The organism is Saccharopolyspora hattusasensis (assembly GCF_050972075.1).
Taxonomy (GTDB): domain Bacteria; phylum Actinomycetota; class Actinomycetes; order Mycobacteriales; family Pseudonocardiaceae; genus Saccharopolyspora; species Saccharopolyspora hattusasensis.
This window is the reverse complement of the sequence record NZ_JBPCDC010000001.1, coordinates 5,981,775-5,996,476: the sequence shown is the minus strand read 5'-3', so window position 1 is coordinate 5,996,476 and position 14,702 is coordinate 5,981,775. Positions and strand designations below refer to the sequence as shown.

The following is a 14,702-nucleotide window of genomic DNA, read 5'->3' as shown; positions in this document are numbered from 1 at the left end:
GCCGACCCCAAAAGAAGAAGCCCAGACCTGTGGTCTGGGCTTCTGCTCCCCCGACTGGACTCGAACCAGTAACCCTTCGGTTAACTGGCCGGTCTGTCCGTCAGTCGCCGTCGGTCGATCTAGCTGGAAAGTTTGCAATCGCTCACGCCTTGAATCGGCACGATTCGACGTCATTCGACCACGATTCTGCACCATAAATGCACCCTCGTTCGTGATCTTGCTTGTTGACGCGAAACCCAAGATCTTGTGCAGTTCGCCAAGAGCCTGCACAAGCTTGATCACCGCCAGAGCGACAACGCTGGCCAGCGCCTGCCTGTCTCGACAGCACCGGCCAGTGATGTAAGCGTAGGAATCCTCGCGAGCGCTACCGTGTCAAGGTAGCGTTCGCTTCCCAGCAACCAGCCAGCCAGCACATCCGCGCAGGTCAGCGGCTCTTGTTCCTCCTCGTTCCGACGGGTTCTAGCGCGTTGCCGCGCTTTCCCGTCCCCAAGAAATCGCCATTTGATCGTGGCGATCGTGGAGGAGGATGACCGCGTGGCCTCTGCACCCGAGCACTTCAAGCAAGAAGATCTTGATCCGGCACCCGAGCGGCCATCCACCGCGTGGGCCGACCTCCTACGCTCACAAGCTGAAGCACTTCTGGCCTAATCGAGACCATCACCCTCAACGGCAGCGTCAGTGCGTCCTGGCCGTCAACCGAGCGCTCAAACGTCGGGGCGCGGAAGCAGCTAGGTGGGATACGGACAACTCAGCCGCGGCCGAAACAGCTAGGCAGTCCCCCACCCGTGCCCGGCGATATGGAGCGGCCTCCGATGCCGAGGAGCGTCCAAGACGCGCCGCGCACGGGTGCGAACAACGTGGCTGCTCACAGGGCAGACAGCGGCGCGCCGATCCCGGAGCAGTTGCCTGTCGAGAACGATGATCCGCTATGCGAAGGCGGATCAGCTCGACCCCGAGTACTGGAACATCCACCGGCGTCCGATCTCAGCCGACACGCTGCGCAGGAGACTCGGTGTGGGCTCACGCCGCGCCCGCGCCCTCACACACCACATCCTAGAAGCCAGACGCATCGTCCTGGCCTCTCCGCCGATCGTGCTCGCCCTTCGTCCTTGGAGTGCTCGTTGTCCGCCGCCGATGTGGATGACGACGTAATCAGCGGTTGTCGCCGTCGACGGTGCGGATGGGATTTCGGGCGGGTGCGAGTTGTTCGGCGCCGTCACCGTGCTGATGAGACGGTCGTTGATCGGGCGAGCAGGGCGTAGGCAGCCGGGAGGGGACCATCTCGTCGTCGACGTGACGTTGGCACCGGTGAACCAGTCGGGCCGTGCGGTGATCGTGACAGTGGCTGTAGGGTGCGGCCAGTCACAACACCAACTGCCCCTCCCCAAGAGCTGGCAGCTCTTGGATGCTCAAGGGATGAGTCGTGATCGAGGTCGTCGACACCGAGGCCGCCCGACGCGCGCTGGCCGCTGGAAGGCTGCGCTGCCCCGAGTGCGCGGGGACGCTGCGGCCCTGGGGCCGCACCCGGGAACGCACGGTCGTCGACCATCACGGCACCCGCACCGTTCGCCCCGATCGCGCACGCTGTCAGACATGTGGCCGGACCCATACCGTGCTGCCCGCCGAGCTGCTGGCGGGCCGCTCCTACACGCTCGGGGTGATCGGCCCGGCGCTGGCAGCCGGCGGGCTCGGTGTCGGCCACCGCAGGATCGCTGCCCGGCTTCGCGTGCCCGCCGGGACCGTGCGGTCCTGGCTGCGCCGCGCCCGCGATAACGCTGCGGCGTTGTATCGGCTGGGTGTGGACACCGTGGTCGCGATTGACCAGGACCGGCTTCCGAGGACACCGCGTCCCACGCTGCTCGGCGACGCGCTGGAGGCGCTCGCGGCCGCCATGGCGGCCGCCGCCGACCGATTCGCTCTGTCCAACCAGAACCTGTGGGCGAGTCTCAACGCGCTCACCCGTGGTCGGCTCCTGGCACCGTCACCGTAACCAGTCCGGCCGTTTCGGGGCCTATCATGCCCACCCGCACGGTCGTCGCAGCCGCGGTCTGCGCAGAACATGCTGCCGAACCCCACCACGCCGACGACTCGGTCACCATGCCCATCACGGCGCCACCTCGCCGACGAACAAGCCCAACATGGGCCCGAATCGCGCGGACTTTATCCGCACCGTGAATGGCGGCGTCGTCGGCGTCCTCGATGGCGGCGAACAGCTCGTCGGAGCGCTACTGCTGCCCTGACGCTGCTCAACGGTGTGGCCCATCTCGCCAGGCGGGGGCCACACCGCGGCGGTTGCGTCGTTCGAGGTGGTTCTCCTCGCACCGCCCTGGTTATCGAGCGGGTGTCGGGATCGGCCAACAACGCCGGCAGCACGTCGGCACTCACTGCGGATGGAAGACCACTCAACCGCCACCCAGCCACTGACGGCACCACCTCCGTCAAGTCCCGGTCAACGGCCGCGGTTGCGAACAGGAAGCGCAGCAGCGATCGCAGTGCCGAAGTCACCGTTTTCATCGACCCGGTCGCATACCGCCTCGACACTCTCATGACGAACCCGATCACCGACGCCGGGTCCAGTCGGTCGAACCGCAGACGTCCGTCAACGAGCTGCGCCGAGAGAAACTCGCGGGCGAAGTCAATACGCAGTCGAACCGTGCACTCCGCCAACCGCCGCTCGCGCCGCAGATAAACGCGGTAGCGCTCCAGCAACTTCTCGACCGGGCACTCGACCTCGCCAGGTTCCTCGGGCGGGATCGCGCAGACCTCCCGCAGATAGCCCAACATCATCCGCAATGACCGGCCGGTCACCCAGCGCCGATAACCAGCGGTCTGCCGCGCGGCAACGAAATCATCCAGCTGGGCCGCAGTGAACTCCGACGGGGCCAAGCCCTCGCGCTCCAGCCAACGACTCAAATGCGCCAGCACGTAGGAGTTGTCCTGCGCGGACCCCGGTGTGAAACCCCGCCGAACCAGCTGTAACGAAACTGGACCTAGCCACGGCATGGATGTTGCCCCGGCCGATGAGCGCGTCGGTCGGGGTGCTGAGGTAGCTGGTCAGGCCGCGGGTTGTTGTGGTGGCGGTTTGATCGGTGTGAGGGTGACGTCGTAACCCAGGCGGCGCAGGGCGGTGAGGTGGCTGTTGGTCTGCCGTGCCGGGTCGACGGGTCGGTCGTAGTAGTCGGCGCCGTCTTCGCGGTAGTCGGTGTCGTGTTTGAGCACGGCCCAGATGATGCGCAGTAGGGTGTGGGCGACCGCGACGGCGGCTTTCTTCTTGCCGTCTTCGCCGAAGCGGCGGATCAGTCGGCGTAGCCGGGCGCCGGGCCGGGTCTTGGTGCGAGCTGTACTCCAGGCCGCCTCGACCAGGACCGACGAGAGATGCACATTGCCCTTGCGGCTGCCCGCCCGCATTCGCTTTCCGGCGGATTCGCGGTTGGCCGGTGCCAGCCCGCACCAGGCAGCCAGGTGCGCTGGGGTCGGGAACCGGGACATGTCCCCACCCGTTTCGGCGATGATCACTTCGGCGGTGCGCTTGCCGATCCCAGGGATGGTTATCAGCCGCGCGATCAACGGTGCCAACGGGGCGGCGTGCCGCTCGACCAGCACATCCAGCTCCGCGATCGAGGTGGTGAGGTGATCGTAGGCGGCCAGGTGTAGCCGGCACATCTCGGCATGCTCGCTGGTGAACTGCCCGTCACAGGCCATCGCCAGCTCGTCCAGCTTGCGGCGCATCACCCCCTTCGCCAGGTCCGCCAGCCGCTCGGGATCGCGTTCCCCAGCGATGAGCGCCTCTACCATGAGGCGACCGGACTTGGACATCAGCGTGGACGCCACCGAATCAATCTTGATCCCGGCGGTCTCCAAGACCTTCGCCAGCCGCTGTTGCTCGCGGGTGCGTTGCTCGATCAGCTTCTTGCGGTACCTCGTGCGGTCACGCAACGCGCGGACCCGGCGCACCCGCCCAGTTTCACGCATCCGCGGGCGTCACGTCAGTGACATGGAATCTCTAACCGGAACGCATGCACCAGCGGAGCCAACGGCCCCGAAATCCGCACCGGATACCGACCATCCATGACCATGTGCTCGCCTCCTTCAAAACGCAGGAGACCGCACACGTCCGCTGTCACGGCAACGGTTCACCCGATCTTATGGCGACAAATCACCCAGTTGCACCACCATCAACCAGCCACGATCCAGCCCGCCCGGCATAACCGACAACCCCCAGATAATTTCCTGCATCAATTCCCTGACTGGACTCACCGACATTGCACGACGTTTTGACACTCTGGGAGTCAATGATCGCCGCAGTCGGGGTCGCCGCCCGGCCTTTCGCGACACGAACTTGTTGGCGTAGCAGGTTATGCAGGGTCTCGGTCGTGCCGTCGACATCCCACTTCGCATAGTAGTCATAGACCGTCTAGTACGGCGGGAAGTCGTGCGGCAGGTACGCCCACGCGATCCCGGTCCGGCATACGTACAGGATCGCGTTGACGATCTCACGAAGGTCATGCACCCTCGCCGGCACGCCCGGCCCGCGCCGTGCGGCACGCCATGCCGTCAACGTCGGCTCGATCAACGCCCATCGGGCATCGGACAGGTCGCTGGGGTACGCACGCCGGACACTCACAAGTCGATCAAGATATCAGGTGCTATCTGAAACGGACAGATCAACATCAAACGAGATCAAAATGCCCTTTTAGGCAGGAACCGCTTTTGCCACGGATGATCTGTGCGGCGGTCATCGGCTCTTGCCGTTGTACGCCACCGGGCGTCTGTGCGCTGTGAGGGCGCACCGGAAACCGTGCCAGAGCCAAATTCGCGTGCCGTTGACAAGAATTCTTATTCAGAACTTTTCCTCTTTTTGCGCAAGTGTTCGTCCATCAGCTTTGGCTGCCGCGAATGAGCAATAAAAGAAGAGGATTCCGTAACTGATGACGTAGCTCGCGGACAGGGCGGCGACCGCGGCATCGATGGGAAGACGCAGTGCGAAGCACGCCATTGGAGAACCCAGGGTAAGACACAAGCGTAGGAGATCCCATGCGAATTGAACCCCCTGTCGTTCCAGCAAAGGTAGGGTATGCGAGATCGGTGCGACAGCGAACTCGGCGAGGTACCCGATACTCAGCCACTGGGCGTAGTAACCCGAAGCCGACCATTCACCGCCAAAGACGAGCTCGAACAGTTGCGGACCGAATCCAGCAAGTACTAGAGCCGGAAACAGACCCATAAGCCCCAACCGGAATACTATGCGTTGCACCAATGGGCGAAGTTCGGGCGTGCCCATCCGGTTGACGACACTGGCTTCTCCGAGATAGACGTGCGCAACGGACTGGCCAACGATCGCGACGGGCGCCGCCAGAACACGCGCGGTCAGCCCGATGAGACCAGCGGCAACCTGGCCGTAGCAGGCGCTGATCAGCAGTAGTGGCGCCTGCGAACCGACAGTATTCAGAAGTGCCGACCACGACGCGATGAGTGGGAAACACCGGTACCGCCCCAATACGCTCACGGCTTCTCTACGCCTAGGTCGGCGCTGCCGGATCAGGTTAGTGGTCGCCATGCCCACACCTATCGAACTAACGCGGCCGGCTAGAAAGCCCAACAACAATCCGATCGGGGTCCAGCCCAACGCTCCTAGCGAGAGTTGGACGAACACCTGGCCGACACCGGTAGCGACGTTGCGCCGCCCCAATGACATATAGTGCTGACCACGAACCATCCAGGCCGCAAACACCTGGCCGACACCGATGGCCAGCACCGTCAGCGACACCAACCACCAGAACCGCGACAGCTCAGGCGCTCCGAGGGCGATTGAAATCGGTCTAGCCGCGAGTGCACCGATCGCCAGGAGCATCGTCGTACTGACGATTGCGATGTCAATTGCAGTCCATGCTATCCAGCCCGCATGCACGTCCCTACGCGGCAGCGGAATCGCCGCTTCGAGGCGAAGCGTGCACACCGCACCAAGGATCGCGGCGATGCTGGTGAAAACAACAAGGACACCGAAGTCGGCCGGAGCATACATCCGCGTCAGCAGGGGCGAGCACAGCACTACGAGGCCCTGCCCTACCACACTGCCACCGAGTATTTTGACGACTCCCGTACCGAATCTGCTTCGCCCTAACCTGAGCATTTCGCTCCATCCATCCGAGAACTGCAACCTATGCAATCCGCCATAAATAAACGTGACCACTGCAGGCGACCTACGCACCCAATTGCAATCCTATTTTTGCCGAGGCTGGACGACGGTGATCTCCATTTCTATCCCGCTTTCACCATTGCGCCGAACTGAGCGTATTCGCGCATCACTCGGCGACCGCCGCTGGCCACGAGGCCGTCCCGCAGCGTCACGACCCTCGCTATAGTCACGCCGCATCGCGGCTGCTGGTGCTTCGAGTTTCCGTTCGTCAACTCCCACGGACGCCGTGTTCGCAACTTCCCCCGTTTGTCCACTATCGCCCCCGTTGTTTCATCGACCGGGTTAGCGTTTCGCTCTGCAAACCATGCCGCGTGATCGTATCTTTGATTTCTCAAACCCGCCTGGGCCGAAGCTGAATAAACGAAAGCTCGAATACCGGGCATCGACCGTAAGTGCCGACCAGAAGAACATTGCGACCAATTTCCCCGGGAACGGTCGCCGAACAGGTTCGGTATCAAGCCGACGCCTCCGTACAGAACCGAGACCGACAACACAAAAGTGGAGGCACACAGGCGGCAGTGAAATCACCATGGCCACTCGGCGCCTTCGGTTCGCTGCCACCGTTTCCCCTTTCAGATCTGGCCAGCCCTCCGAAGTCCCGAGTCCACACGTCAAACCTGGTGACACTACTTCACGTCAACGGCACCCTGCATCGATTCGCTGGGTTTGGAGGCTCATGAAGACGGCACAGAAGCTTTGCGATTTTGTTTATTCTTCCCAATCCAGAATCGATGGGCGGAGCGTGTCGGGCTGTCCTCAGCGTATCGATAGTAGTAGCTCGCCCGTGTCGCCGGAGCCATATTGACAACCGTTCCGAAGACGCGCACGCCGACGCCCGACAATGAATCGAGGGCGGATTTCACCTGCGCCTGCTTCGTCCGTCCATGCTGGACGACTACGAGGGCACCATCGCAGTGCGCGGCCACGACGGCGGCATCGGCCACCGGCAATAGCGGTGGCGTGTCGATCAGCACGAGGTCGAACTTCTCCCGCAACGACGCGAGGAGTTCCTTCATATGCCGCGATGCCAGCATTTCACTGGGGTTAGGTGGAGTGGGGCCGCTCGACAGCACGCTCAAAAGTCCGCCCCATGACTGCAACGCCTCGGTCAGCGGGACGCGACCAACCAGGACGCTGGTAAGTCCCACCGAACGCTCAATACCGAGATAGTTCGAGCAGCGCGGCCGACGCAGGTCGGCTTCGACCACGGCGACGTTCGCGCCTGCCTGCGCGCTCGCGATCGCGAGATTGCACAATGTGGTGGTTTTGCCTTCCGCCGGCAACGAACTAGTGAGGGCGATCAGGGAAGCAGGATTGTCGGGATCGAGGTACTGCAGGTTCGTCCTGATCTGCCGAATCGCCTCCGCACGGGGCGCGTGCGTATGATCGTGGACGATGAGAGGCTTGGACGGAGCTTTCGCGTCATACATGACGGCGCCGAGATTCGGAAGTCCGGTCAGTGCGGTGAGCTGTTCCGTGGACACGACCGACGTGTCCAACGCGTTGCGCAGGAAGGCAGTTGCTACACCAACGAGGAGGCCGAGAAAGAGCCCGTAGCTGGCATACCGTGCAGGGTCCGGTGAGACCGGCTGCGCCCGCAGGGTCGCGGGTTGTACAATCTTCGCTGTCACTGTCGGAGGCTCATGGATGCTAGGACTTTCCAGGTCAGCCACCAATGCCACGAATTGCTCACCGACCGCTCGCGCAAGCATTTGCGCTCGGTGCGGGGACGAATCCGTGACGATCGCCGTCACCAGGACTGTGTCCTGCTTGACAGACGCGGTGATTTTTTCCGAAATCTCCTCGGGACGCATCGGCACCGGGACGCTCCTACTCACCTCCTCGCTCAGCCGCTGGCTTCCCAACAGTGCTACATACGACTTGGCCTTCTGTTCCGACAAGAGGCTGCCCTGGTAAGCATTCTGCATATCGGTCGCCCGCGAAGCCATGAACAAGGTCGTCTCCGACTTGTACTTCGGCTCCACACCAAAAATCACCCCGACTGCTACGGCTAGCCCCAACAGCGCGCAGACGGTGATCAGAACCCACCGAGCTGCGATAACGTGCAGGCATTCGCGAAAGGACACGCGGCTTCTCCTTATGCCACTTGGTCTCGGAGGCAGAAGCTACACCGCACCCCGACTCGCGGCCAGACCAAATGGTCACCTCAATGGCTGATATGCCGACCCGGACGTTCTGGAGGCGCGACTTTACACCCCCGCGTCACGAGTACGCGTCCACTCGATGACATGTGAGGAATACAAGCCTTCTCTACGCAGAATCGCGCCTTTCTCGCCATTGGGGGCGTTCTCGTACTCGGTGACGATCGCCAGCTTGTACTCCGGGCTGAACACCCGGCGGGACGGGCGCGGTGCTGGGTCGCCCGGACCCGCCAGCGGTGACGGGTCGGGCTGCTTGTCAGATGGTGTGGACACGTGCACCAGGATCTCCGATCCCGCCCTCGGTCAGGAACCCCGCACTCACACGAGGTGTCTCACATCAGTCTGGCAAAGAGGGCATACCAAGGGACTCACGCGATCACTCCACGCAAGAAACCCAAGGGTGGTGAACTCTCCACAAACGACAAGGCGAACAACAAGACCATCTCCTCAATACGCTCTGCCGTCGAGCGATGCATCGCCCACGTAAAGAACTGGAAAATACTCGCCACCGGCTATCGGGGACGCCTCGCCGAACTGCCTACCATCATCCGCATTATCGCAGCGCTCGAATTCTACCGCCTTGGGTGGTAACGCCCGTGAATAACGCTCAGAATCACAAAACATTAGATCACGAAATCCGGGGCCGGAACACCGAGAGAACGAGATCACCTCAGTGATCGATAAACGGTGAGCATGTGGTCCTTTTCGCGATTCCAGTTGAGCTCCTCCAGGACGGCACGCCGACCATTCTTTCCCATACGCTCTGCAGCCGAAGGGGCGGCGATCAGTGTGGTGATGGCTTTTGCCAGCGCTGCGGGGTCGGCAGGGTCAACGCACACACCCGAACCTGTTCGTTCGATGATGTTGTGCCATAGCGGGAAATTTGACGCCACTACAGGAATTCCGGCGGCCATGTATTCAAACATTTTGTTGGGCATAGCGTCAACGTGGGCGCGGGTGGGAAGGAAGTTCACTACGCCGATCCGGGCACGTGCTACGAGCATTCGTGTTTGTTCGGATGAAACCTGACCGCGGAATTCGACCCGTTGCCATCCCGGCATTTTCCGCAACTCGTCGAGGAGTTCAGGTGACGCGGTACCTGCTACAGTGAGACTCCACTCGTCGGGTAGGTGCTCCGCCGCAGTGATGAGTTCTCGAGTGCCTCGGAGCTCTGACATCCCGCCCACGTAGACCACGGTGAGAGATCTTTCCTGATAAGGAATATCAGTATCAGATTCGGTGGCAATAGGGTAGTTCTGCACGATGGTCGTGCGGTTCTCAGGAAAACGGCGAGCGATCTTCGGTGTTGCCGCCAGCACATGGTCGCACGTCCGACCGGAGAACCAAACGAGAAATTTCGCGAAAAGGGATACGCTCTTCCGTGCTACCGGGTGCAAGTATTCCTTATCCAGAACTTGGTCCGGTAGGTCCTCTTTGGCATCGAAGACGACACGTGCACCACGTACCCGCAATAGCGGGATCAGCGGGATGTGTTCAGGGGCGTGCAAATGGTAGACGTCCGCCCGTTGCCGCCACGCGGCATCCAGAGCGCGCAATGTTCCCATCACCATGCGGCTCAACCGGTTCCTGCTCCGTCTAACCGGCACAATGTCGACACCGTGTTGGGTACGCCTTGCGTCGATGGTGCCGATCAGGGTGACACGGTAGCCGTTCTCGGCGAGGGTGCAGCACTGCTTGTAGAAAACCCTGATGTCATTCCAAGCATGTACTGTCGAAATGTGCACAACGTGTGCCATTCGCTGCTTTTTGGATGTACGCGTCTGTGGCATACGTGGATGTTATGCGATGAATGGGGTCGACGTTGAGCCCCTGGACCTTGCTCACCCAATAGAGGTCGATTTGTTTGGGCGACCGCTTCTGTCTGCGGGACACATATTCTGCGGTGATTCGCGCGTCAGCCGTGTCACTCCTACCCACTTCGAAGTCCGCTCCTTCACCAACTGGCACCGCCACGCATCCTCGTCGCCGACGCTCACCTTTTCCTCATCGAACTCCGCATGTGATTCCAAAAGAACCTGAGGTTGCCCGAGTCTCTACAAAATCCTCCAAACACTCCAGATGCTACTGGTCACATCGACAGGTCGATGCCCCACCTGCCACCAAAAACTGCCACCGAGTCCTATTCGCACGCTGATCGATGATCCAGTCCGAGCTGAACGGATGGGCGAAAACGGCAAGCGAGCCGTGACGGCCGAATTGAACCTGGTTCCGGGGGAAAAATCACTGCTGACCACCTACTTCGCTACTACGTCGGCAAACCCGACGTCCGCTACGTCGCCTGACATCAACACATTTTCCCTACCGCACAGTATCACTCTCACTCATCGCCGATAGCTGATTACTGAAGCACTGGTCGAGACTGCTCACAGCCCATGACCCGACAACAACACCTCCGCGACGCGCTGGCTGGCCCGCCCATCCCAAAGGGCAGGTCGACGCGGTGGTGGCGGACATTCGATCAGCTTTCGAGCAGCCGCCATAATGCGGAGTGGATCGCGGCCGACCAATTGGTTAGTACCCTTGGTGATCGTCACGGGCCACTCCGTGTTTTCACGCAGCGTCAAACACGGCACTCCAAGCATGGTCGTCTCAGCCTGCACTCCCCCGGAGTCGGTCAGCACCACGGCCGCCGCGTCTTGGAGCGCCACGAAATCGAGGTATCCCAGCGGATCGACTGCCAACACCCCGTGAGGAAGATCCTGAACCATTTTCGCGCGGGTCCTGGGATGTACGGGGAACACCACCGGCAGCTCCTGCGCGAGCTCGGCAAGCGCTCGAAGCAAACCGCCAAGGGTGTCGTGACTGTCAACGTTGGATGGCCTGTGCAGGGTGACCAGTGCGAATCCTCCCCTGGGGACCCCGAGCGAATCAAGGACTGGGCGCGCTCGCGCGCGGTCGAGATTGGCCAGGAGAGTATCGAGCGAAACATTGCCCACGAGGTGCATCTTGTCTTGCCGGTATCCCTCAGCTCGAAGATTGGCGAACGCATCCTCGGAGGGTGCGAGCAGGACGTCACTGATGCTGTCAACCGCGACTCGGTTGACCTCTTCTGGCATTGACCAATCCCCACTGCGGGGGCCAGCCTCGACATGCGCAACGAACTGACCGGCCTTCGTGGCGACCAACGCGCATGCCAGTGTGCTGTTGTCGTCGCCGTCAACCACCACGATGTCAGGCCGCAACTCCGCGACTATCGGGTCGAAGGCGAGCATTGCCCGGCCTGTTTGTTCAGCATGCGTACCCGACCCAACGCCCAGATGTTGGTCCGGCCGCCGGATCCTGAGCTCCTTGAAGAAGAGCTCATTCATCGCGTAGTCATAGTGCTGACCGGTATGAACAAGAACGCACTCGGCGCCGCGCTGCTCCAACGCTTCCATGACGGCTTTTATCTTCATGTAGTTTGGGCGAGTCCCTGCCACGCAAATGATCCTGGTCACAACGGAAGTGTGGCAACGGATCCACGCCCGGACCACCTGACACGCCTGTTCTTTCGGGTCTCACCTGATCGTATGACGCCAGGCTTGAACCGCCCCGGTTTCGATGGAGACTGAATAGTTGGGTGCTCCAGCCGGGGTTGGCCGGTGTTGACGGTAGTAGAGGGTCTCGTACTCGGCGGATGGGAGGTGTCCGATCTCGCCGTGCAGTCGGGTGTTGTTGTACCAGTCGACGTATTCCAGGGTAGCGTACTCGACGTAGTCGAGGCTACGCCATGGGCCGCGGGGGTTGATCAGTTCAGTCGTGCACAGCCCGATCGTCGACTCCGCGAGCGCGTTGTCGTAGGCTTATCCGGCTATTGATCTTCTTTTCCGATTATTGGCCGGACAATGTTTTCAGTCTTTTCGGGTTGTTAGTCGGCGAAGTTGTTTTTCGTGGCGGCGTACTCGGGTGGCGAGGGCGTCGAGTGCGGTGCGGAGGGTGGCGATCTCGTCGGTGAGGCCGGTGAGGGTGCCGCTGGTGGTGGCCCGGTGACTGTGGTGGTCCGGTGACTGTGGTGTTCGATGACGGCGCGCAGGTTTGGGTTGCGGTGGAGGGTGGTGCGGCCGACGCCCTGTTGCGGGCGGCGATGGCGGTGAAGGTGACGGTGTGGCCGTTGTGGTCGAGTTGGGTGCAGGCGCGTTCGACGCGGCCCAGTGTGTTGGCGTGGGTCATCCTGTTTGAGCCTTGGTGATCAGGGTGTCGATTAGGGCGATGAGTCGCTGGTGTCGTTCGGCTTCGCTGATCCAGCCGCGTTGTTCGGCGTCGTGGGCGAGGGCTTGGGCGTCGACGCGTTGGGCGGCAAGAATCGGTAGCGAGCTGGGTTCGGTGTGGAAGCTGGGGTAGTGTTCGCAGATGTTGGCGTAGGGGCAAGCGTCTTGGGCGGGGGCGCGGAGGCAGAATCCGCCGGCGAGGCGGGATTTGAGCAGTGGGGTATCTTTCCAGTTGGCTCCGCCGGTGATGTCGGCCAGTGGCACGGAAGGCTCGGTCAGCGGGGCATTGTGACGCCACACAGAGGACCTCCAGGTTCGGTGCGTGATGTGGTGATCCACACCGAACCTGGAGGTCCTCCCTATTCCCAGATCATCCGATCGGTGTCACCCGTTCACAATTTTTCCGGGCAGTCCAACTACACGTCCACTCCCGGTTGCGCTGGAATCCAGTAATCATGGAAGACGCCGGCCACGACGTGGAAATAGAGCGCACCACTGATCACCGCGCGCCTGTCCGTCCTCGCAGTAGAGTCGCCCGCCAGGGTGAACCGTTTGGTGCTCACAGGCGCACCGAGAGAGTCGAACCGGCGGCCGACATACGTACCCTTTTCGAACTGGATAAAACGCGGCGGATCGAATTTGTAGTCCTCGATGTAGCGCTTGATGAATGCTTTGCCCGGAGTCTCTTGGATCCAGAAACCGGCGACCGTGCCAGTGTCGATCAGTAGCCAGATGCCCGTCTGACCTTCGAACTTCCAGCGGCGGCTCACTTTGACTTGTTCTGCGGCGGACAGGTTGAATTCCTTGATCTCTGTGACGGTGCCGTTGGCGTCGAACTTGCACGCCTCGTATCGTCCGGCACTGAGATTGCCAGTGCCACCGATTTGCCAGGCCGGGAAGTCTTCAAGGAAGCGATCAGCTGACGCGGCGAGACTGGGGGCACCTGTAATCCTGTAGAGCATGTAGAGCAAATCAACGTGGAACTTGTGGTAAATCCCGTAGTCGTACCGGTGTTTGAGGCAGTACCAGCTGATCCACCCGGGGTTTCGGATCCTCGAAAGGTGTGCCTCCACAGCGGTAACCCCGCCCTGGAACAGCTCGCGTGCCGTTACGTCGCCGGTGATCCGATAGTAGTCGTACGGGCCGAAGGCGGCATAAACGTGCCCGTTGAAGGCGCGATCGGGCCCAGGGTCCTTGGCCCACTCCTCGAACCACAGGTATCCACCGTCATCGACATACACTGTCCACGGCACGCCGCGCTGTTTGTGGTTGTGGAAGCTCGCAAACAGACTGTCAGCGGTGGTGAGATACTCCTGTTTTCCGGTAACCTCGAACAAGCGAACAAAGGCACTTAGCGCCTGCCCTTGGGCCATTGCCGAATACCAAGGCGCCAGCATCATGTCGGTCTTGTCATAATGCAGCGCCCAGTCGAATGGATACGGCAGGTACATGGCCCCGCGCGACGTGACGGAGGTCTCCATCAAGCGCTGGGCATGTTTCTCGACCCTAGCGAGATATTCGGGGTCCTGATTGTGTCGGTAGCTGCTGAGCCTGGAGAGCATGAACTCCGCTTGCATCACGGGATGGTTGTATTGCCGACCGTCGATGACAAAAACCGCCACGCCCTCGCCGTCGTAAGTGAGATGGCCATCTAGCGGACCGGGGGTCGGGGAATTGTATGGCAACAATTCCGTTGGAAGCTGCCGAACGTTATAGGCCGTCCGATGGTAGGACGGGGCCGCGTGGGCGGAAAGCGACCCTCCCCAAAGGACAGGGGCAAGACCCAGCATCGTCAACGCAGCACGCCTGTGGAAGCGGCGCGGTGCGATTTGATCGTTGTTCACGCCTGAGATGTTCCAACATCACACGAGCAATAGCTGTTGAACGTGCGCAGCGCGTATCGGTGAACCTTTGCCTCATCCGGCAGGTCCAGGCGACCCGGCGGCGGCATGGGGAAGTGGACAGGAAGGCATGCTCACCCCGGGTTCATCAACGCGCAGCATCGGGGAGACGACGACCACCAACGGCCTGCCGGACGACTGAGGACTGAGGACTGAGAGACCGACAACCTGCGGTCTGCTGGGGCGCACCGGAAAGGCTCGATACCTATCTCTATCGCCCGTGGCCGCGACGCCC

General features: G+C 61.5%; 11 protein-coding genes and 2 pseudogenes. 3 read left to right on the top strand and 10 right to left on the bottom strand.

What is annotated here, in order from left to right:
* Positions 1-1,423 precede the first annotated feature (1,423 nt).
* On the top strand, positions 1,424-1,990 hold the full coding sequence (locus tag ACRXBZ_RS28695; protein WP_433881725.1) for a DUF6431 domain-containing protein: 567 nt from the start codon (positions 1,424-1,426) through the stop codon (positions 1,988-1,990).
* Positions 1,991-3,054: 1,064 nt separating this feature from the next.
* On the opposite strand, the gene ACRXBZ_RS28690 is transcribed toward ACRXBZ_RS28695, so the two are convergent.
* The 5 genes and pseudogenes from ACRXBZ_RS28690 to ACRXBZ_RS28670 form a co-directional block, all read right to left on the bottom strand.
* On the bottom strand, positions 3,055-3,972 hold the full coding sequence (locus ACRXBZ_RS28690; protein WP_433881724.1) for an IS110 family RNA-guided transposase: 918 nt from the start codon (positions 3,970-3,972) through the stop codon (positions 3,055-3,057).
* Positions 3,973-4,231: 259 nt separating this feature from the next.
* A pseudogene (locus ACRXBZ_RS28685) lies at positions 4,232-4,624 on the bottom strand (transposase); the annotation flags it as partial.
* Positions 4,625-4,840: 216 nt separating this feature from the next.
* A complete protein-coding gene (locus ACRXBZ_RS28680; protein WP_433881723.1) occupies positions 4,841-6,190 on the bottom strand; it encodes a lipopolysaccharide biosynthesis protein in 1,350 nt (449 codons plus the stop codon).
* A gap of 680 nt (positions 6,191-6,870) precedes the next feature.
* Positions 6,871-8,283, bottom strand: coding sequence for a tyrosine-protein kinase domain-containing protein (locus tag ACRXBZ_RS28675; protein ID WP_433881722.1), 1,413 nt, complete (start codon positions 8,281-8,283; stop codon positions 6,871-6,873).
* A 123-nt stretch (positions 8,284-8,406) separates the two neighbouring features.
* Positions 8,407-8,631: a hypothetical protein gene (locus ACRXBZ_RS28670; protein ID WP_433881721.1), complete on the bottom strand. Its 225-nt coding sequence runs from the start codon at positions 8,629-8,631 to the stop codon at positions 8,407-8,409.
* Here ACRXBZ_RS28670 and ACRXBZ_RS28665 point away from each other — a divergent pair, their 5' ends adjacent.
* Entirely contained in the window at positions 8,632-8,949 is a 318-nt protein-coding gene (locus ACRXBZ_RS28665; RefSeq protein WP_433881720.1) for a transposase family protein, read from the top strand.
* Positions 8,950-9,023: 74 nt separating this feature from the next.
* On the opposite strand, the gene ACRXBZ_RS28660 is transcribed toward ACRXBZ_RS28665, so the two are convergent.
* From ACRXBZ_RS28660 to ACRXBZ_RS28650, 3 genes and pseudogenes are all read right to left on the bottom strand, one after another.
* Positions 9,024-10,115, bottom strand: coding sequence for a glycosyltransferase family 4 protein (locus ACRXBZ_RS28660; protein ID WP_433881719.1), 1,092 nt, complete (start codon positions 10,113-10,115; stop codon positions 9,024-9,026).
* Between the two features lie 627 nt (positions 10,116-10,742).
* On the bottom strand, positions 10,743-11,798 hold the full coding sequence (wecB, locus tag ACRXBZ_RS28655) for a non-hydrolyzing UDP-N-acetylglucosamine 2-epimerase (RefSeq protein WP_433881718.1): 1,056 nt from the start codon (positions 11,796-11,798) through the stop codon (positions 10,743-10,745).
* Between the two features lie 165 nt (positions 11,799-11,963).
* Positions 11,964-12,161 (bottom strand): annotated as a pseudogene (locus ACRXBZ_RS28650) (integrase core domain-containing protein); the annotation flags it as partial.
* A 200-nt stretch (positions 12,162-12,361) separates the two neighbouring features.
* On the opposite strand from ACRXBZ_RS28650, the gene ACRXBZ_RS28645 reads away from it, so the two are divergent.
* Positions 12,362-12,547 carry a hypothetical protein gene (locus ACRXBZ_RS28645; RefSeq protein ID WP_433881717.1) on the top strand — a complete coding sequence of 62 codons (186 nt, stop codon included), beginning with the start codon at positions 12,362-12,364 and terminating at the stop codon, positions 12,545-12,547.
* Here ACRXBZ_RS28645 and ACRXBZ_RS28640 read toward each other — a convergent pair.
* Both ACRXBZ_RS28640 and ACRXBZ_RS28635 read right to left on the bottom strand, forming a co-directional pair.
* Positions 12,525-12,866 (bottom strand): hypothetical protein, encoded by a 342-nt coding sequence (locus tag ACRXBZ_RS28640; protein WP_433881716.1) that lies wholly within the window; start codon positions 12,864-12,866, stop codon positions 12,525-12,527. The two genes, ACRXBZ_RS28645 and ACRXBZ_RS28640, sit on opposite strands and share 23 nt — an antisense overlap.
* Positions 12,867-12,982: 116 nt before the next feature.
* Entirely contained in the window at positions 12,983-14,410 is a 1,428-nt protein-coding gene (locus ACRXBZ_RS28635; protein WP_433881715.1) for a D-glucuronyl C5-epimerase family protein, read from the bottom strand.
* Between the last annotated feature and the right edge of the window lie 292 nt (positions 14,411-14,702).

Coding starts and splice junctions, on each gene's coding strand:
- ACRXBZ_RS28660 (WP_433881719.1), bottom strand. CDS start 10,115: ATGGCACACGTTGTGCACATTTCGACAGTACATGCTTGGAATGACATC.
- ACRXBZ_RS28690 (WP_433881724.1), bottom strand. CDS start 3,972: ATGCGTGAAACTGGGCGGGTGCGCCGGGTCCGCGCGTTGCGTGACCGC.